Annotated in this window: 17 protein-coding genes and 1 pseudogene; 15 read left to right on the forward strand and 3 right to left on the reverse strand. The window is 68.0% G+C overall.

The genetic code is table 11. The features are described from left to right. Positions 1–26: 26 nt before the first annotated feature. The 15 genes from ABT063_RS30840 to ABT063_RS30910 all read left to right on the forward strand — a co-directional run bounded on the left by ABT063_RS30840 (position 27) and on the right by ABT063_RS30910 (position 16,636). Entirely contained in the window at positions 27–986 is a 960-nt protein-coding gene (locus tag ABT063_RS30840) for a chlorinating enzyme (protein WP_351062814.1), read from the forward strand. After that, positions 986–2,179: an alpha/beta fold hydrolase gene (locus tag ABT063_RS30845; RefSeq protein ID WP_351062815.1), complete on the forward strand. Its 1,194-nt coding sequence runs from the start codon at positions 986–988 to the stop codon at positions 2,177–2,179. Before ABT063_RS30840 ends, ABT063_RS30845 begins: the two co-directional genes overlap by 1 nt. Then, the gene (locus ABT063_RS30850; protein WP_351062817.1) at positions 2,176–3,588 is read left to right on the forward strand and encodes an FkbM family methyltransferase; all 1,413 of its coding nucleotides are present in this window, start codon (positions 2,176–2,178) and stop codon (positions 3,586–3,588) included. Before ABT063_RS30845 ends, ABT063_RS30850 begins: the two co-directional genes overlap by 4 nt. Further along, the gene (locus ABT063_RS30855; RefSeq protein ID WP_351062819.1) at positions 3,588–4,850 is read left to right on the forward strand and encodes a benzoate/H(+) symporter BenE family transporter; all 1,263 of its coding nucleotides are present in this window, start codon (positions 3,588–3,590) and stop codon (positions 4,848–4,850) included. Before ABT063_RS30850 ends, ABT063_RS30855 begins: the two co-directional genes overlap by 1 nt. An 89-nt stretch (positions 4,851–4,939) precedes the next feature. Continuing rightward, a complete protein-coding gene (locus ABT063_RS30860; RefSeq protein ID WP_351062821.1) occupies positions 4,940–5,608 on the forward strand; it encodes a thioesterase II family protein in 669 nt (222 codons plus the stop codon). A 22-nt stretch (positions 5,609–5,630) separates the two neighbouring features. Continuing rightward, the gene (locus ABT063_RS30865) at positions 5,631–6,821 is read left to right on the forward strand and encodes an acyl-CoA dehydrogenase family protein (RefSeq protein ID WP_351062822.1); all 1,191 of its coding nucleotides are present in this window, start codon (positions 5,631–5,633) and stop codon (positions 6,819–6,821) included. Next, on the forward strand, positions 6,818–8,116 hold the full coding sequence (locus ABT063_RS30870; RefSeq protein ID WP_351062824.1) for a cation:proton antiporter: 1,299 nt from the start codon (positions 6,818–6,820) through the stop codon (positions 8,114–8,116). Before ABT063_RS30865 ends, ABT063_RS30870 begins: the two co-directional genes overlap by 4 nt. A gap of 318 nt (positions 8,117–8,434) precedes the next feature. After that, positions 8,435–9,418 carry an ABC transporter substrate-binding protein gene (locus tag ABT063_RS30875; RefSeq protein WP_351062825.1) on the forward strand — a complete coding sequence of 328 codons (984 nt, stop codon included), beginning with the start codon at positions 8,435–8,437 and terminating at the stop codon, positions 9,416–9,418. A 361-nt stretch (positions 9,419–9,779) separates the two neighbouring features. Next, entirely contained in the window at positions 9,780–10,733 is a 954-nt protein-coding gene (locus ABT063_RS30880; protein ID WP_351062827.1) for a beta-ketoacyl-[acyl-carrier-protein] synthase family protein, read from the forward strand. 123 nt (positions 10,734–10,856) lie between these two features. Next, positions 10,857–11,555 (forward strand): ketosynthase, encoded by a 699-nt coding sequence (locus tag ABT063_RS30885; RefSeq protein WP_351062829.1) that lies wholly within the window; start codon positions 10,857–10,859, stop codon positions 11,553–11,555. A 27-nt stretch (positions 11,556–11,582) separates the two neighbouring features. Beyond that, a complete protein-coding gene (locus ABT063_RS30890; protein WP_351062830.1) occupies positions 11,583–11,840 on the forward strand; it encodes an acyl carrier protein in 258 nt (85 codons plus the stop codon). Beyond that, positions 11,837–13,237, forward strand: a complete 1,401-nt coding sequence (locus ABT063_RS30895; RefSeq protein WP_351062832.1) for a class I adenylate-forming enzyme family protein — start codon at positions 11,837–11,839, stop codon at positions 13,235–13,237. The genes ABT063_RS30890 and ABT063_RS30895 overlap by 4 nt, the downstream gene beginning before the upstream one ends. Beyond that, positions 13,218–15,281: an aminodeoxychorismate synthase component I gene (gene pabB / locus ABT063_RS30900; protein ID WP_351062834.1), complete on the forward strand. Its 2,064-nt coding sequence runs from the start codon at positions 13,218–13,220 to the stop codon at positions 15,279–15,281. The genes ABT063_RS30895 and pabB overlap by 20 nt, the downstream gene beginning before the upstream one ends. 570 nt (positions 15,282–15,851) lie before the next feature. After that, positions 15,852–16,244: a pterin-binding domain-containing protein gene (locus tag ABT063_RS30905; RefSeq protein WP_351062836.1), complete on the forward strand. Its 393-nt coding sequence runs from the start codon at positions 15,852–15,854 to the stop codon at positions 16,242–16,244. Further along, complete coding sequence (locus ABT063_RS30910; RefSeq protein ID WP_351062838.1) at positions 16,244–16,636, forward strand: NUDIX domain-containing protein; 393 nt, start codon at positions 16,244–16,246, stop codon at positions 16,634–16,636. The genes ABT063_RS30905 and ABT063_RS30910 overlap by 1 nt, the downstream gene beginning before the upstream one ends. On the opposite strand, the gene ABT063_RS30915 is transcribed toward ABT063_RS30910, so the two are convergent. From ABT063_RS30915 to ABT063_RS30925, 3 genes and pseudogenes are all read right to left on the reverse strand, one after another. Then, positions 16,622–17,131, reverse strand: coding sequence for an integrase core domain-containing protein (locus tag ABT063_RS30915; RefSeq protein WP_351062839.1), 510 nt, complete (start codon positions 17,129–17,131; stop codon positions 16,622–16,624). The two genes, ABT063_RS30910 and ABT063_RS30915, sit on opposite strands and share 15 nt — an antisense overlap. A gap of 88 nt (positions 17,132–17,219) precedes the next feature. Continuing rightward, positions 17,220–17,564 carry an IS3 family transposase gene (locus tag ABT063_RS30920; RefSeq protein WP_351062841.1) on the reverse strand — a complete coding sequence of 115 codons (345 nt, stop codon included), beginning with the start codon at positions 17,562–17,564 and terminating at the stop codon, positions 17,220–17,222. 55 nt (positions 17,565–17,619) lie between these two features. Continuing rightward, positions 17,620–18,003 (reverse strand): annotated as a pseudogene (locus ABT063_RS30925) (ISAzo13 family transposase); the annotation flags it as partial. Positions 18,004–18,146 lie beyond the last annotated feature (143 nt).

Consider the following 18,146-nt stretch of genomic DNA (forward strand, 5'->3'; position numbering starts at 1 on the left):
CTTCCACCCACCCAGGAGTGACCCACGTGACCACCCAACAGCGCCCCGACTTTTCCCTGACCGATGAGGAACTGACGGCCTTTCACCGCAACGGCTACGCCGGCCCCTTCACGCTGTACGAGCCCGACGAGATCAAGAAGGTGTGGGCGCGCACTCGCCTGGAACTGCTGGACCGCAGTGCGGCCGTCTACCAGGACGAAGCGGCGGTGTCCGGCGCGACGAACATATCCAATTACGATCGGCACCTCGATCACGGTTTCCTGGCGGAGCACATCACCCGCCCGGAGATCGTCCACCGGGTCTCCAGCGTCCTCGGCCCGGACGTGCTCTGCTGGCGCACCGAGTTCTTCCCGAAGTACCCGGGTGACGAGGGCACCGACTGGCACCAGGCGGACACCTTCGCCAACGCCTCGGGCACCCCGCAGATCCAGTGGCCCGGCGGCTCGGACTTCGGCGGCACCATCACCGTGTGGTGCGCGTTCACCGACGCCTCCGTCGACATGGGCTGCCTGCAGTTCATCCCCGGCACGCACCGCACCATGTTCTACGACGAGACCAAGCGGATGCACTACGACCCGAATCAGAACAACTCCGTCGAGAAGGACGGCGTACGACGGGGGTTCTTCGGCTACGACTACCGCGACCTGCAGGTCGACCCGGCCTGGAAGCCCGACGAGTCGAAGGCCGTCTCGATGGAGATGAAGGCGGGTCAGTTCATCGTCTTCTGGTCCACGCTGATGCACGCCTCGCATCCGCACGAGGGCAAGACCAAAGACATGCGCATGGGATTCGCGTCCCGCTACGTTCCCACGTCCGTGGAAATCTACCCCGGCACGACGGACATCGAGGAGTACGGCGGCCAAGTCAGCCTCGAGCGCTACGGAGCCGTCCTGGTCAGCGGCACCGACGAGTACGGCCACAACCGGATCGCCGAACGCACCACCCGTGATCAGCCCTTCCAGCGTGCCATGAGGGCCGGGGTCTGATGCCGACCGGTACCGCAGCGGATGCCGTGCCGGAGACCGGGTCGCTGAGTACTCTGGCCCGGGCCCTCCTCGACACGGCATCCCTCATCCGGGTCATGCCCGAGCGGGTGAAGATCGCCCCGGCCGCACCGTTCCCCGCCGGGGAGACCTCGTCCGCACAGGTCTTCCTGGAACGGGTCACCGGTGCCCTCGGACTCCCGGAGGTCGAGGTCGAGTCGGAACCCGGACGGCTGTCAGCGGTGGAACTCGCCGTCAGTCGGCGCCTGTCCCTGCGCCCGCACGGCGGGACCGCGGACGAGGAGCAGATCGAGGAGGCGGCGCGCCGGGCCCTGAGCGCCTTCCCCGGCCGACCCGTCGTGGTGCCTGCCTACGACGGCAGCCCGTTGCGCTGCTGGGCGGTCGGCCCCGAGGACGCCCCGGCGGTCGCGGTCGTCAGCGCATGCGGCATGCCGGTCGGGCTGGTGGCGAACTGGATGTCGGCACTGTCCTCCTCGTACCGTGTCGTGACCTGGGAGAGCCGTGGGCTGTTCGCGGGGGACGACGGGTCCGGGCTCGGCGATCTGGCGGGTCACAGCCTGCACGTCCAAAGCGACGACCTGCTCGCGGTGCTCGACGGCTTCGGCATTGCCCGGGCACACGCCATGGGACTGTGCGGGGGCGCAGCGATCGCCCTGGCGGCGGCCGCCCGCTCGGACCGGATCACCTCGGTGAGCCTCTGGCACGGGGACTACGAACTCGGCGGCGACGCACCCAAGACGGCACACCAGCGGGACGTGGAGTCACTGCTGACCATGGTCTCCCGTGACCTGCGGCAGGCCACCGGGATGCACCGGCTGATGAGCCGTCCCGCGACGCTGGAGGCACTGCGCCAGGACATCGCCCATTACCTGATCCACCCGTACGCGACGCCGGAGCTGCTGTACCGCTACGGCCTGCTGAACGGGGCAATCATGACCACCGACTGCCGTCCGCTGCTCACGGCCGGGCAGCCGACGCTGGTCGTCACCAGCAAAAAGGACGCGACGGCGCACCCCGCGGGCTCCGAGTTCGTCGCAGCACACCTGCCGCAGGCGCGACTGCGTACCCTGCCGGAGGGCGATCACCTCACGGCCTTCGACGCGGGGGACGAACTGGTCGGCCTGGCCCGCGAGTTCCTGCACACCGTGACCACCGAGGACCGGAAGGGCACATGAACGACTTCGCCGACAACTCTCGGGAGCGAGCACTGGCCGAGGTGCTGCGGACACACCCCGCGGTGGCCGACGCGGCTGTCGTCGAGGGCACGGACGGGCACAGCCTCTCCGCCCGCCTCGTGCCCGACCCGGACGCCGCCTCGATGCTGCACCGGTCCGCCGTCCTCGAAGCAGCCGGGAAGCTGGGTGACCTCGCTTGGCACGAGCCGGCGGGCAGGGTGCGGGTGGCGGGCTTCAACCGCACCGAGACCGACTTCCTCTACCGGGAGATCTTCACCGAGAACGCCTACTTCAGGCACGGCATCACCCTGCCCGCCGGCGCGGTGGTGGTGGACGTCGGAGCGAACATCGGCATGTTCACGCTTCGCGCGGCGCGGCACAGTCCCGGTGCCCGGGTCATCGCCGTGGAACCGGTCGCCGAACTGGCCGAGGCGGTCGCCCTCAACGCCGAACTGCATCAGGTGGACGCTACCGTGCTGCACCATGCGCTGGGCAGCGCCGAGGGCGAGACCGAGTTCACGTTCTACCCCAACAACAGCGTGATGTCGGGCCGGTTCGCCGACACCTGCGAGGATGTCGCCGTCCTCAAGGGCTACCTGCTCACGGGGCACAACGCCGAAAAGGGAACGCAGCTGGACCGGCTCGTCGCAGACCGGATGCGCGCCGAGCACAGGCGGGTACGGGTGACCACCCTGGCACGTGTCGCGGACGAACTGGGGCTCCAGCGGATCGATCTGCTGAAGATCGACGTGGAGAAGGCGGAGGCCGAAGTCCTCGAGGGAATCGGGGACGCTCTTTGGCCCCGGATCGAGCGCATCGTCATGGAAGTCCACGACGTCGACGGGCGGCTCGACGCCGTCCTCAAGGAGCTCCGCTCCCGGGGGTTCGACGTCGCGCACGACCAGGACCCGCGACTGCTGCTGACGCCCTGCCACAACGTGTACGCGCGACGCCCCGAGGCGGCGGCCGAAAGCGTGTCCGACGCGGCGCCGGCGTTCGACGGGGGCCCGGCGCTGCGCGAGTTGGAACAGGAACTGCGCGATCTCCTTGCCCGGCACCTGCCCTCGGCGGTGCCGCCCGACCGCTTCGCGGTGGTCGCGGATGTCTCCGTCACGGGTGGCGGGCCCGCCGTACCGGTACAGGTACCGGACCTGTCGGCCGATGGACCGCGTACCGCCGTACTCACCCGGATCTGGTCGGCTCTGTTCGGCGCGGAGGCGGTGCGGCCGGATGCCGACTTCTTCGATCTCGGCGGGGACTCGCTGACGGCTGTGCGGATGCTCGCCGACATCGAGGCGGAACTCGGCGAAGGAGCGCTGACCCCGGACACGGTCTTCACGGACAGCACGTTCGGGGCCCTGGCGGCCGCCATCGAAGCCGGCCCGCTTCCCGGGAGGGCAGCCGGCTGATGACGTCCCTTGCCCGGCCGCTGCGACGGGCGGCGCCGGCCTCGGCGGTGGTTGCCGGTCTGATCGCGGTGTTGATCGGCATCACCAGCTCGGCGGCGATTGTCTTCACGGCGGCCAAGGCCGCGGGTGCCACATCCGAGGAACTCGCGTCATGGATGCTGGTCCTGGGCATCGGCATGGGCATCACCTGCATCGGGCTGTCGCTTCGCTACCGCACCCCCGTCGTCACGGCATGGTCCACCCCCGGTGCCGCCCTGATGGCCACCGGCCTCGAGGGGGTGACCATGGCACAGGCCGTCGGTGCCTTCGTGATCTCAGCGTCCCTGATCACGCTCAGCGGGGCGACAGGCTGGTTCGAACGCATCATGGACCGGATCCCGGTGGCCCTGGCCGCCGGTCTGCTCGCCGGGGTGCTGGTGCAGTTCGGCACCCAGCTGTTCAGCACCATGCACAGCAGTTTCGCCGTGGTGTTCCCCATGTTCGCGACCTACCTGCTGTGTCGGCGGTGGCTGCCGAGGTACGCCGTCATCGCGGCGCTGGCCGTGGGCACCACGGCCAGCGCCGCGGAAGGTTCGCTGCACCTGGACAAAGTCCAACTCGCTGTCGCCGCACCGGTCTTCACGACCCCCGAGTTCTCCTGGCAAGTGATCATCAGTGTGGCGTTGCCGCTCTTCGTGGTGACCATGGCCTCGCAGAATCTGCCGGGGGTCGCGGTCCTGCGCAACGACAAATACGACGTCCCCATCTCGCCGCTGATCGGCTGGACCGGCGGAGTGAATCTGCTGCTGGCTCCGTTCGGCTGCTTCGGCCTCAACCTCGCCGCCATCACAGCCGCCATCTGTACCGGCCGGGAAGCCCATGAAGACCAGGACAGACGTTATCTGGCGGCCGTCTGGGCCGGTGTGTTCTACCTCTGCGTCGGCATCTTCGGCGGTGCGGTGGGCTCCCTGCTCACCGCTCTGCCCGCAGCCCTCGTTCTGGGGATCGCCGGACTGGGCCTGCTCGGGACCATCGCGGGCTCTCTCACCTCGGCGCTCTCGGACGACACATGGCGCGAGTCCGCGGTGATCACGTTCCTGGCCACCGCCTCCGGCGTGACGTTGCTAGGCATCGGCTCCGCCTTCTGGGGCCTGCTCGCCGGACTGCTCACCGCCCTCGTCACACAGGGAGGTCGCCGTTCCCGGCAGGCCGCGCCCCAGGGGCGCACGGTGTGGGCACAATCACCGAAGCCGGGCAAACCCGTGCCAGAGGAGCGCCGGTGAACGTGGCGACGGACACGTCAAGCACAGCGTGGGAGCGGTGGTTTCACCGTCCTGCCGCACAGCCCACGGCAAGGCTCCGGCTGGTCTGCGTGCCGTATGCCGGAGCGGGGGCCGCGGTGTTCGGCACGTGGGCCGACCGGCTTCCCCCTGACGTCGAACTCATCGGTGTGCGGCTGCCGGGCCGGGAAAACCGGCTGCGAGAACCCCCCTTCCAGGACTGGCGGTCACTGGCCGGGGCCTTCGCCCATGCGCTGGAGGAGCAGGTGAGATCCCCCTACCTGCTGTTCGGCCACAGCATGGGCGCCATGCTGGTGTACGAGACGGTCGTGCGCGGCATGAAGCGCCGCCCCGAACGCGTCCTCCTCTCCGGGTGCCGGGCACCCGCCGTGCCGCGTGCCCTCCCCGCGATCCACGACCTTCCGGACGAGCAGTTCACACGCGAACTCGGCAGGCTCGCCGGAACCCCCAAAGAAGTACTGGCCGATCCGCGTCTCATGGCCCTGCTCGAACCCATGCTCCGGGCAGACATCAGGCTTGCCGAGACCTGGACGCACCAAACGCCCGCGCCGGTTCCGGTGCCTGTCACGACGTTCTGGGGGAGGCATGACGAGGTGGCACCGCCAAAGGCCGTGGAGGCCTGGCGGACGCTGGCCCCCCATGGGTTCAGGAGCCGCGGCGTGCCCGGTGGTCACTTCTTCTTCCAGGACCGTGCGCCCGATTTCTTCCGTTCGCTGAACCGTGAACTGTCGTTCTGCTGACATGACGGAGGAGGAGTGAATCGTGAAATCCCCCTATCTCACCCCGGACCACGAAGTGTTCCGCATCAACGTCCGCACGTTCCTGGCCGACCACGTGCTGCCCCACGCCGCGGACTGGGAGCAGGAGGGCGGACTCCCCCGTGAGCTGTGGAAGCTGTTCGCAGAACGCGGCTACCTCGGGTTGCTGCACCCGCGCAGCGCGGGCGGCGGCGCACGGGACTTGTTCACTTCCGTCGTCTTCCTGGAGGAGCTCGGACGCACGGGATTCGGAGGCCTCAGGGCAGCTGTCTCTGTCCACGCGTACATGGCCACGCACTATCTGGCTTGGGTCGGCGGCCGTGAGCTGTGCCGCACGTACCTGGAGCCGGCTGTGCGGGGCGACTCCGTGGCAGCCCTGGCGATCACCGAGCCCGGGGCCGGGGCCGATCTCGCGGGACTGGCCACCACGGCGACCCGGGACGGCGATCACTACGTGGTCAACGGCACCAAGACCATGGTCAGCAACGGCATGGCGGCGGACTTCGCCGTCGTCGCGGTCCGCACCGGCGCGGTCACTGACGCGGGCCGGCCGGGCATGGCGGGACTGTCCTTGCTGGTGGTCGACTCCGGTCTGCCGGGTATCGGCCGCGAGCCCGTACGGACCCTCGGCTGGTGCTCGGCCGGGACGGCCACCGTCAGCTACGACGGCGTGCGTGTTCCGGCGGACCATCTGATCGGACGGCTCAACAGCGGCTTCTACTACCTCATGCGCGGGCTACAGCTGGAACGGCTGGTGGCGGCCACACTGGCCCTGGGCGGCATCGAGCAGAGCCTCGACGACCTGCGCGGCTTCGTCCGGGGACGCCGAGTGGCCGGCGACGTTCTCGCGGAGAAACAAGCACCCGTGCATCGCATCGCGGACCTCGGCACCGAGCTGGCCGCCGCCCGGCAGCTCGTTCATCACACCGCCTGGCTCTACGACCAGGGCGAGCTGCCCACCACGGAGTGCTCGATGGCCAAGCTCTACACCACCGAGCTGGCGTGCCGGCTGGCCGACGTCAGTCTGCAGCTTCAAGGGGCGCACGGCTACGCCGAGGGCTCCCGAGCGGCCCGGGCGTACCGCGACGCCAGGGCCGCCACGATCGCCGCCGGGCCGAGTGAGGTGATGCGGGATCTCATCGGGCGAGCCGTGCTGAGAGCGCCGGTCCGCGCAGACGCGGAGCCGCAACGATGAACAACCAGACGGCAGTCTTCTTCCTCGCCGTGGCCGTGGTCCTCGGCGTGGCCCGGCTCTGCGCGGCCGGAGCACGGCGGCTGAACCAGCCTGCCGTCGTCGGCGAGATCGTCGCGGGTATCGCGTTGGGGTCCACACTGCTGTCAAATTCGTGGGGCTCCTGGCAGGACGCCGTCCCCTACGACGAAGTGCGGCCTCTCCTTGGGGCGCTGGCCGATGTCGGCCTCGCCCTGTTCATGTTCGTCATCGGCTACGAGATGGACCGTGCCTTCCTGCGCAGCAGCGGCAAGAGGGTGCTCGGCGTCGCACTCGGCGCGGTGATACTGCCCTTGGCGGGCGGCTGCCTGGCGGCGATGTTCTACGCCCGCGAGCACGGCCCGTCCGGCAGTACGGGGTTCGTCCTCTTCGTCGGCGTGGCCATGTCCGTGACCGCGTTTCCCGTGCTGGCGCGGATCCTCGCCGATCAGGGGCTCAACCGTTCGCACATCGGCCGCATCGCGATGGCAGCGGCCGCCGTGATCGATCTGATCGCGTGGGCCTGCCTCGCTGTGGTCGCCGCGCTGTTCAGTTCTGCCCAGGCCTGGCGCGTGGCTCTCGTACCCGTTTATCTGGCCGTCGTCGTCCTGGTGGTCCGCCCCGTGGCGGCCAGGTTGCTGCGCCGTCGCGAGAAGGGCGCGCAGGATGTGGCGGGCACCGTAGTTGTGGTGACCGCCGGCTTGATGGCCTCGTGCGCGGTCACCGAGTGGCTGGGCATGCACTTCATCTTCGGGGCGTTCATCTTCGGTGCGGTCATGCCACGGGAGAGCGACGAGAACAGGGTCCGGGTCACGGTCATGGACGGACTCGAGAAGTCGGCCACGCAGATCCTGCTGCCGATCTACTTCGTCGTGGCCGGCACCCGGGTCGATCTCACCGCGTTCCGCGCTTCGCACCTCGGCAGCCTGCTGGTGATGCTGGTCGTAGCGGTCGCGACGAAGATGCTCGGTGCCCTTGTGGGAGCCGGGCTGTCGGGGATGCCGCGCAGCGAAGCACTGCCGGTCGCCGTGCTGATGAACACCCGGGGTCTGACCGAGGTGGTGATCCTCACCGTCGGTCTCCAGCTGGGGCTCATCGACGGGTACTTCTACTCGGTGCTCGTCGTGATGGCGGTGCTGACGACGGTCATGACCGGTCCGCTGCTGAGGCTGCTGCACCGGATCGCGCCGCTGCACCCGCAAAGACCGGGCAGCGCCGGCGGGAGCGCCGAGGAGAAAACCGTTCCACGACCGGAGGCAGGGCGTCCGGCCATCGGCTGACGCACAAACCAATATGACCGCCGGACCGGTTCCCTTTTGGGTGGCGCGCCCCTTTTGGATTGATGGGTATTTCTCGTGGGCACACAATGATCGAAGAGCCTTGCGGGGCGGCTCTGTTGATTGATAACCTTTTCGAGCCTACCGAGCTGGAATCGCCGGCTTACCCGCACCTTCAGTCACCCTGGCGATACAGTCTCGTTTTACCGCCCCCACGACGGCGTCCTTTGTCAGCTGTCCAGAATTCCTTTCAGTGAGAGCCCTTCCACTGCCGATGCGAACGGCACCGTCCATCCGCACATCCTGCCGAGGTACCGCCTGATGCCCTTTTCGTTCCATCGGAAATCCGTCCGTCCTCCACTCGTCACGCTGTCCGCGGTGCTGTTCGCCGCCGCCACCTCGGCTTGCGCCTCAGACGAGCCGGCGGCGCGGTCGCCAAACGGCATCACCACCGTTCAGGTGGGCGTCGTCCCCATTGTCGATGTAGCCCCCCTCTATCTCGGCCAGGAAAAGGGCTTCTACAGCAAACGCGGACTTAAGCTGGACATGGTGACCGCCCAGGGCGGGGCCGCGGTCATCCCCGGCGTCGTCAGCGGACAGTTAGAGTTCGGCTTCTCCAACGTGACCTCACTCATGCTCGCGCAGAGCAACGGGATGGCGGTCGAAGGTGTGTCTTCGGGGTCCGCCTCGACCGGTGAGCAGGGTGCGGACTACAGTGCCATCACGGTGAAGGGCAACAGCCCCATCAAGACCGCCAGGAATCTCGAGGGCAAGAAAGTCGCGGTCAACACCCTCAAAAACATCGGTGACACATCCATCCGCGAATCCGTTCGCAAGGCGAGCGGCGACCCGGACAAGGTCCGCTTCGTCGAACTCCCCTTCGATCAGATGCCCGCGGCCCTGGACGACGGCCAGATCGACGCAGCCTGGGTCAGTGAGCCTGCCCTCGCGGTCGTCAGGGCACAGGGAGGGCGGATCATCGCCTCCAACTACGTCGACGTCGCAGAGGACTTGACCGTCGCGCTGTACTTCACCTCGGCGTCGCACGCGAAGGAAAACTCCGAGGTGGTGGATAAATTCCGGGAAGCCACGGCGGAGTCCCACGCCTACGCGAACACCCATCCGGACGAGGTGCGCCAGGTCCTGACGACGTACACGGAAATCCCCCGGGCCACGATCGAGCGGATGACCCTGCCGAAGTGGCCCAACGGCGTCAACCGGGCCTCGGTCGAGACCTTGGCCGAACTCGGACAGCGGGACGGCCTCTTCAGCACTGCGCCGGACCTGGACCAGCTTCTTCCCTGATCGGGCCCACCCGAAGACGGTCCCTTCGGCAACCCCGGCGGGTAAGCGCTTTCCCCTTCGGGGGGCGCTCTCAGGCGGAACGTCGGGAGGACACCCGCACGGCACGTGCCCGCTGTCCCGGCCGGACAGCCGTGGCATCGACTCCTGGAGGTTCTCGGTTTTGCGTGAGGTCGTCGTCACGGGATACAGCGTGTTCACGGCATTCGGTTTCGGCACCCAGGCGCTGCGACACGGCGTGTTCGCCGGTCGGCCGGCCTTCGCCAGGGCCAGCCGCTTCGATCCGTCCCCCTATCATGCGAAGTGCGCTGCCGAGTACCTCGGCGAACCGGCCCCATGCCAACTGGACGTACTGCGCCGATGCGTGGCGGACGCGCTGTCGAAGGCGGGCCACGACGCCGCGGGGGCGCCGGTATTGCTCGGCACCAACGGTGACCATTCGGGCAACATGCGCTTCTGGCGGGCGAACGCCGGCGGAGAGCAAGTTCCGGATTCGGCTGTAGTGAACAGTCTTGCGGGGCGGTTACCGGACGTCATCGCCGAAGAATTCCATTTCGGCCGCCCCCGTCTGGCATTCGTCAATGCCTGTGTAGCCGCAGCGAACGCCATCGCGTACGGGGCACAGCTCGTCAGTTCCGGAAGGGCCGATCAGGTGGTGTGCGGTGGCGCCCACGTCGTCACAGAGGACCTGTTCGCCAAGTTCGACTCCGGGCAGGCCCTCGCCACCGACGGCGCGGTCCGGCCGTTCTCCAAGGGCCGCAAGGGACTGCTGCACGGCGACGGCGCCGCGATCCTGCTGCTGGAATCCGCGGACCATGCGAGGAAGCGGGGCGCGACCCGCCTCGGCAGTGTCCTCGGGTGGGGACTGGCCGCTGACGCCCATCATCCCGTGCAGCCGCACCCGCAGGGCCGTGGGCTGGCCGCAGCCGCCCGAGCCGCTCTGAGGTGCGCCAACGTGTCCCCCGCGGACATCGGTTATGTCAATGCCCATGGCACCGGGACGCCCCGCAACGACCCGGCCGAAGCGTGGGCACTGCGTGAGGTGTTCGGTGAGCGGGCCGCCACGGTGCCGGTCAGCTCGACCAAGAGCACCACGGGACACATGCTGGAAGCGACCGGAGCGGTCGAGGCCGTGATCACGCTCGTGGCGCTGGCCGACGGGCTGCTGCCTCCCACCGCGGGCTTCCTGGAGGCCGACCCGGAGTGCCCGATCGACTGCATCCCCCACACCGCTCGGCACACGCAGGCCCGTCATGCGCTGTCGCTCAACGCCGCTTTCGGCGGTGCGAACGCAGCTCTCGTGCTGGGCGCTCCGTAGATGCGCGCGGAACGTTTTCCCACCCCCGCCTCGCCTCAAGGAAGATCCGAGGAAAGCATGACGCCAACACCCCTGTCCCGACGCGGCGTCGCGAGCGCTGCGTGTCTGACTCCGTGGGGAGACGTGGCAGCCGGTCTGCCGGGGGCCGCTCCCGAGGAGCTCCCTGCACTGGTGGGGTTCGCGGTCTCCCGCTTCGGTCCGCTGGTCAGTGCGGTGGTGACCGCATGCCTGAGCCCGTCCGGCGGACCGGACAACCACGTCGGGCAGAAGGGTCCGAAAACGGCGGTGGTCCTCGCGACGATGTACGGAGACGCGGTCACCGTGGACACCGCCACCCAGCGTCTCGTGGCCCAAAAACCCCCTAACCCGCTGCTGTTCTACCAGTCCGCGAACACCTCCGTCCTCAGCCATGTGACCCGGCGATACGGCATCCATGGACCGCTCACCTGTGTGTCGGCCGTCCGTGACCCGGCGGCCGAGGCGCTGAGGATGGCCGACGCCCTCCTGGACGATCCCGCCCTGAGCCAGGTTCTCGTCGTCGGGGTGGAGACACGGCCGAACGAGAGGGTGCGGCGTGCGCATGAGTCGACCACGGCCGGCAGCGGGCGGGCACACCTTCCCGTGGGGGACGCCGCAGCCGCTCTCCTGCTGCGCCGGCTCGGCGAGGACGGGACGGTCCGGCTGAGCCTCCTGGAGAAGGACGCAAACGAATCCGCTGAACCGGGACCGCTCGGCTGGCTCAGCGACCTCATGGGGCTGTGCGCCGCGATCACCCCGGCGCCGAGGGCCGCCCGCGGTGACACGTTCGAGTTCTCTGTCTGACCTCACCCCTCAGAAAGGAAGACGCAGATGATCACGCGTGAGAACGTCCGGGAGGTAGTGGTCGAATGCCTCAGCATGGGCGGCGAGCCCGTGGAGGTCGATGCCGACAGTGCCATCGTGATCGACTCCTTCTCGCTCGTGTGGATCCAGCATGTGCTCGAAGAGCGCTACGACCTGGTGATCGTTCCCGACCGGTCGGACATCGAATCCTTCACCTCGGTCAGGGCTCTGCACGCATACCTCGCCAAGGCCTTCCCGGACCGCGTGTCCATGGAGGGCCGATGAGCATCTCCACATCTGCCCCCTGGTGGGGCGAGCGGCTCCTCGCACGGGGCCGTAACGACGAGTTGTGGGTCCTGACCGACCGCGGCGTCACCTACCGGGAACTGCGCGCGGAGGTCACGTCCCTGGCCGCGGAACTGGCGGCCGCAGGGATCGGTCCCGGCTCCTCCGTCGCTATCCGCATGCCTCCCAGTCTGACGCTCCTTCACACCCTCCTCGCGGTGTGGTCCCGCAGCGCCCAGGCCATGCTCGTCGACATCCGCTCGACGGCCTTCGAGACCGACCGGCTCCTGAGGATCTGCGAACCCCAGTACCTGGTGTCCGCCGCACCACCGTCCCACCTCACCACGTATCTCGCTCAGGACCTGTCGCCCACCGTCGAGCGCCGGCCGACCGGCCGGCCCGCCCTCGACAACGTCTGTCTCGTCCAGTCGAGTTCCGGCTCCACCGGGGAGCCGAAGGTCATCGGACGCACCCCGGCCGCCCTGCTCCAGGAACTGGAGCGGTACACCGCTCTCGCGGGCATGCCCGGGGCCGGGGAGCGCGTCGTCCTGCTGAACTCCGTCATCCACACGATGGGCCTGGTCGGCGGAATCCTGCACGGCCTGAACTCCGGAGCCCAGATGGTGTTCCCGCCCCGGATGCGGGCCGGGGACATCGAGGAGACCGCTCGGTCGACCCGGGCCCGCGCGCTCTTCGGGGTACCGGTGCACTTCGCGTTGCTGGCCCGCTCCGGCAAAGACCCCGTTGCCTCGCTCCGCCTGGCGGTCTCGGCCGGCGAGCTGCTTCCCGCCACCGTCTGGACACAGTTCCGCGAGAAGTACGGGCTGCCCATCAGCCCCGTCTACGGCACCACGGAGACCGGACTGATCGCCGCCGACCTCACCACCGGGCCGCAGCCCCCGGTCATCGGCAGGCCCGCTTCCGGGATGGAAGTGGACATCGACTCCGGCGAGCTCCGGGTACGCATGGACCGCACTCCCTACCTTTCGGTGGACCGTGCCGACAGGTTCCAGGACGGCTGGCTGCGTACCTTCGACCGGTGCGATCTGGACCCCCGATCAGGTTCGCTGAGCTATCGGGGAAGGGCCGATTCCATCGTCGCCGTCGGAGGACTCAAGGTCGACCTGACCGAGATCGAACAGACTCTCCTCCTGCACCCCCAGGTGCGGGAAGCGGTGATCGTCTTCGGAGACGTCATCGAGGCTCATATCGGCGGGGACAGCGCGCTCTCGGCCGCCGAGCTGGCCCACTGGTGCCGCTCCCGGCTCGCCGACTACAAGATCCCGAAGATCTTCCGGCTGTACACGGCGGTCCCGCGCAACGCCAACGGAAAGATGATCCGCAATCGGGAAACCCTGCACGCCCAGAAGGACACCGGTGCGCACACTCATCATTGACAACTACGACTCGTTCACCCACAACCTCGCCCACTACATCGGCGCGATGAACGGTGTCGCCCCGACCGTCATCAACAACGATGAACCCGGATGGCACCTCTCGGTGCTCGATGACTACGACAACGTCGTCATCTCCCCGGGGCCGGGCAATCCGGCCGAGGCCGAGGACTTCGGCCTCTGCACCGAGGTCATCCGGCACGCGCGAATCCCGGTCCTGGGCGTCTGTCTGGGACACCAAGGGATATGCCACATCCACGGAGCCCGGGTGACGGCCGCACCCGAGATCTTCCACGGCCGTGAGTCGCTCGTGGCACACAGCGGGGACGAACTCTTCACCGGTGTGCCCTCGCCGTTCAGTGCCGTCCGCTACCACTCACTGGTGGCCACCGACCTGCCGGCCGATCTGGAGGCCATCGCATGGACCCAGGACGGCGTGCTGATGGCTGTCCGGCACCGGGAACGCCCCCTGTGGGGCGTGCAGTTCCATCCCGAGTCCATCGGCACGGCCCAAGGCCGCCAGATCCTGGGCAACTTCATGCGTCTCACGCGTGAGGCGAGCGCACAGCGCGGCGGCAGGACCCCCCGCCGCGAAGAGGCCGAGTGGCGGGTGGAGGTGCGCACACTGCCCTTCGACGCGCCGTCCGAAGCGGCTTTCGCCGAGCTGTACGGCGCCGCGCCACACGCGTTCTGGCTCGACAGCAGCCGCACCGGTGACTGCGGCGGACGCTTCTCCTTCATGGGAGACGCCAGTGGCCCACTGGCGCGGATCGTCGAGGCACACGTCGACGACCGGCAGGTCGCGGTCTCCTCCGCCCACGGACAAAACGTCGTCACGGGAACGTTCTTCGACTGGCTCCAACGCGACCTGGACTCGTGCCGGGCAGAGGTGCCTCAGCTGCCGTTCGACTTCGCGTTGGGATGGGTGGGCTACCTCGGATACGAACTGAAAGCGGAATGCGGTGGTGAGCCAGCACACCGATCACCGCAGCCCGATGTCCGGATGATATTCGCCGACCGGGCCGTGGCCTTCGACCACGAACAGCGCAAGACCTATCTCCTGGCCCTGGTGAAGGACGGAGACACAACGCCGGCAGCAAAGTGGTTCGCCCTGACGCAACGCCGTATCCAGGCGCTGGCGGACAAGAGCCGGGAGGACCACCCGGCCGGCGAGGAGCCGGCCCACAGCCTGCCCGGCGTGGCCGGCGGGTGGCGGCTCCGGCACGACCGGGAACGCTACACCGAGTTGATCGCCGCGTGCCACAAGGAGATCGAGGCAGGCGAATCCTACGAGATCTGCCTGACCAACATGCTCCACAGCACGGGCAGGTTCGACCCCTGGCACGCCTACCGGCAGATGCGCCGGCAAAATCCGGTGCCCTTCGGCGCGCTGCTGCGGTTCGGACCGCTGTCGGTTCTCAGCTCCTCACCCGAGCGGTTCCTACGCGTGGGCGCCGACGGAGCGACAGAATCGAAGCCGATCAAGGGCACTCGGCCGCGATCGAAAGACCCCGTCGAAGACGAACGGCTCCGGACCGATCTCGCACGGGATCCGAAGGACCGTGCGGAGAACCTCATGATCGTGGACCTGGTCAGACACGACCTGAGCCAGTGCGCCGAGATCGGCTCCGTCCGTGTCGACCCGCTCTTCGCGGTCGAGAGCTACACCACTGTGCACCAGCTCGTCAGTACGGTGCGGGCCCGGCTGAGACCGGATCGCGGCGCGGTGCACTGCGTACAAGCGGCGTTCCCTCCCGGATCCATGACAGGAGCACCGAAGATCCGCACCATGCGGATCATCGACAGACTCGAGGAAGGACCACGCGGCATCTACTCCGGAGCCCTGGGCTACTTCTCACTGTCCGGAGCAGCGGACCTCAGCGTCGTGATCAGAACGGCCATCATGACGGCCGACCAGATCTCGTTCGGAACCGGCGGTGCCATTACCGCACTGTCGAACGCGGACGCCGAATTCGAGGAGACCCGGATCAAAGCAGCATCCTTGCTGAACCTCTTCGACGGAGAATTCCCCGCGGAAACACAGTGACGACAAACAGGAAAGGGATCAGTGGCCGTGACGCGGCACACCTCCCCCGAAAAAACAGCGAGAAGAGACACCGGCCCCGATAACCACCCCGAGACAACCCACATCCGACCCGGACACGCTGAAGGCACCGGCACTCCCCGACTGCGGCCATTTCACGACCACCCACACCGACAGCGGTCACATCCGGACACCCCCCCCCACGCCCCACAACCCAGCCGCTGACCCAGAACTGCCGAACACTCCTCGCCGCAACCACCGACCCGCCGAGACCGCACGTTCACCACACAGCCCGTGAAAAGCAGAAGACGCCGGACTCCTACGAACCACCTCCTCACACCCGGACTCAACACCGGACAACCAGCCGCAGTGCCATCCCGGTACACACGGCAGCCACCGGGCACCCACAGGTGCCCTGCCCCCACTGCGCGTACGATCCGTCCCTCAAAACCGCCCGAGTTCAACCTCAGTCATCCGAAACGGTTGGAGTTCTGATTCGTTGATCGCGGTGTGAGTGACGTAGTGAGGACGCACAGAGCTTGTCGCTTTCTGCGCATGTTGCGGATGCGGGCCGTGGCCGCGCTGGTGAAGGGGCATCATCGCGACAATCTCACGGTCGTGATCAAGTTCTCCGGGCACCTGGCAGCGCAGGAGACGGCCAGCCTCAGCCGGGACCAGCGGTCGTGGATCCAAGGCCCGGACTGCTTCCTGCGCACCAGTCCGGAACCGTCGCCGAAAGTCCTGGCGGGTCTTCAGCAGGTGAAGGCACGCTTCGATCCGGTCCTGGTTCCTCCCTCACGGAAGTCATTTCTCCGGATACTCACCAGGATCGGTCCGGCCAGCCTGGCGGCAAAGCTGTATTTCGCCTCTCATGAGACGGACTACTTCCGCACCCATGACGTTGCGGCCACCCGCGATGCGCTCACCGCCGTCAACGCTCCAAAAGCGGCCGAGGAAGGCGCGTGATGGCCCAACGAGAGGCGATCGTCGCGGTGGTGCAGCGAGACGGGCGGGTGCTCGTCATCCAGCGAGGCCCGCTGGCCCGGATGCCGGGGTTCTGGGCACCTCTCAGCGGCAAGCTCGAACCTGGTGAGTCGCAGGAGGAAGCCCTGGTCAGGGAGGTGCGCGAGGAGGTCGGCTTGAGGGTCTCGCCTGTGGCCAAGGTCTGGGAATCACAGACCGAAGACGGTACGTTTCGCCTGCACTGGTGGACCGCGAGGCCAGAGGAAGGCGAGGTCGTCATGCATCCAGGCGAGGTGAGCGGCACACGATGGGTGACGCCGAAGGAGTTCTCCCAGCTTCAGCCCGTCTTCCCGACCGACCGCGTGTTCTTCGACCGCGTGCTACCGCAGCTTTGAGTACCTCACGAACCGGGTGCCGGTCGGCCGGGGAGCGAATGGGGCTTGACCCGGAATCTTGGACACGGAATATGCGGCTGGGGCCAGCGTAGTTGATGTTGTTTCGAGTGCGGTCCCGTAGGCGATGGGGCTGCGTTGTCCGAGGCTGGAGTGGCGGCGGACGGTGTTGTAGCGGTGCAGCCAGCAAAACAGGTCGAGGCGGACTTCGCGCCCGTCGGCCCAGGCACTGCGGCCTTGAAGCGCTTCTCGCCTGCATGTGGCGTTGAAGGACTCGGCGAGCGCGTTGTCCGCCGAGCTGCCGACAGCGCTCATGCCCTGGATCACTCCCGCCCGGCGGCAGGCGTCGGCGAACGCCCGGCTCGTGTACTGGGCGCCGTGATCGGTGTGCATGACCGCGCCGGCGAGGCTGCCGCGGCACCGCTCGGCCGCCGCCAGGGCGTCCGTGACCAGTTCGGCGCGCATGGGGGCGGCGCGATCGCCCAGCCGGCCAGACACCGGGAGACGAGACCGATCACCGTGGCCAGACAGAGGAACTACCCTCCGGCCAGCGGGAGACAGGTGATGTCGCCTACGTACTTCGTGTTCACCGCCGCTGCGGCGAAGGCGCGGCCGATGAAATCGGCGGCGCCTTCGCGGCGGACGGATCCGAAACAGTCGTGCGGTGCTTCCTGCGCAGCCCCAGCCCGGCCAGACCGACCTGGCGCATGATACGGGCGACCCTCTTGCGGTTGACCAACTCGCCCGTCTCACGCAGTTCGGCTGTGATCCTGGAAACGCCGTAGGTGCCCTCCGAGCTGTGGTGAACCTCGCGTATCCAGGCGGCGAGCTTCGCGTCGGCTGCCCGACGGGCCACCCCGCCGGCCGCGGTCCTGCGCCAATAGCAGAAACTCGAGCGGGCGACGTTGAGGATGGCGCACAGCCGCTTCACGCCGAAGCAGCGCTGCCGGTCAGCGACGAACTGGAAGCGGCTCAGGAGCCGTCAACTAACTACTGCCCGACTTGATGTTGCTTTCGTAGTCGGTGATCGCGTTCTGGAGAGCGTCGATCGCGCGGAGTGGGTGGGCCTGCCGGAGCTGGGCGATGGCTGCGGCGATGTCGGGGACCGCGGCGAAGACCAGCAGGGGCATGGTCCGGTGGGCGTGATGGCTCAGGGTGTTGCGGTCCCGGCCGAGCAGTCGGGCCGTCAAGGTGAGCGTGATGGTGTTGCGGCGGCTCAGGACCGCGGCCAGGACGCGGTGGCGGCGGTCGAGGAAGCCGAAGCCGGGGTTGTATCCGCGCCGGTTGAGGCCCTTCCTCCTCACCCGCTCCGCCTCGGCCAGGACCCGGCAGCAGGGTTCGAGTTCCTCCACGAGCCGGTCGAACAGCTCAAGAACGTCGGCAGCCAAGCGTGGACCGGCAGCGGGATCGCCGGCGGCCTAGTACTGCAACGGTGCTTGCCGTGACTGGTGGCCAGGTTGGTCGTTGGTGTGCTTGTGGGTGGGGACCTTGCTGATGTCAGGTTGTGGGCGAG

The organism is Streptomyces sp. NPDC002838, assembly GCF_040295365.1.
GTDB lineage: Bacteria > Actinomycetota > Actinomycetes > Streptomycetales > Streptomycetaceae > Streptomyces.